The organism is Prevotella sp. CAG:592 (assembly GCF_000436015.1).
GTDB lineage: Bacteria > Bacteroidota > Bacteroidia > Bacteroidales > Bacteroidaceae > Prevotella > Prevotella pectinovora.
Map to the genome: position 1 here is coordinate 1 of NZ_FR892529.1, position 1020 is coordinate 1020.

The 1020-nt window shown below is 43.5% G+C and carries 1 protein-coding gene; it reads right to left on the reverse strand.

What is annotated here, in order from left to right; genetic code table 11:
• Window positions 1–18 precede the first annotated feature (18 nt).
• Window positions 19–201, reverse strand: a complete 183-nt coding sequence (locus QVO99_RS02870) for a T9SS type A sorting domain-containing protein (protein ID WP_262503137.1) — start codon at window positions 199–201, stop codon at window positions 19–21.
• Window positions 202–1020: the final 819 nt, after the last annotated feature.

A 1020-nucleotide genomic window follows, 5' to 3' on the forward strand; every position in this document is an offset into this window, starting at 1 on the left:
ATTTCCTAAGGATTATCGTCATTTTATCTGCACCTTGCCCGTCTTGATGCCGTTGGCAGAAACGGTCTTGATGATATACATGCCCTTGGCAAGTCCGCCGACAGCCTGGCCCGCTGTGGCGTCGGACATTTCTGCCACCTTGTTGCCGGCGAGGTCGTAGACTGAAACACGGGCTTTCTCTGTCATGTCGAGAGTAGAGATGCCAGAAGTCTCGCTTGCAAAATTCTTATAACATTTGTGACAGAAAGGACAAAAGCCGAATCAGTCATAATGGAAATAGTATAAAGAAAAATGTCATATCACAAAAAACGGTCGAAACTGTCAGATTGTCTGGTTTTTCATTGTAACATTCTGACAAACAGACAGTTGACTATCTGACGATTGTCAGCCGATTGTCTGGATGATTTGCAGATAAGAGGAAGTATCTGACAGCAGGTATTCAGATGACAGGAATTGCATGTGTTGGCAGAATCCTGAAAACAGGAATATGGATATTACAACATTAACTTATTGGGCAACCGCCTGGCGTCTTTTCTGCCCATCCGGGGCAAGCAGCGTGCCCATGTGGGGCAAGCACCTTGCCCTTGTTGGGCAAGCGGCGTGCCCATTCTACGTCAAATCGGTCATAAGGTGTAAGTATGCGCTAAATGAATTCCGGCAACGTGTCATTCCTTATTTATAATAAGGATGTTCAGGCTCTGAATGACTACTACGACATGGCGAACGACACATATTTTTCCGGTTAGACAGAGAATTATTACACCTGATGCTTTGGACTTTATAGAAAATACATGTATATTTGCATAACACTTTGCGGCACTCGGCAAATTGAGAGTAAACTCTCTTTTGCACTCGTTGGCAAAGTGTTTGCAGAAAACAAATAAGTATAAAGCCTATGATGGTAAACATTGCTAATCCGATATACGACTCTGTATTCAAATACCTTATGGAGGACGAGCGCATAGCAAAGACTCTTATCTCCGCTCTTTTGAAAAAAGAAGTGGTAGAGGTTGACATGCG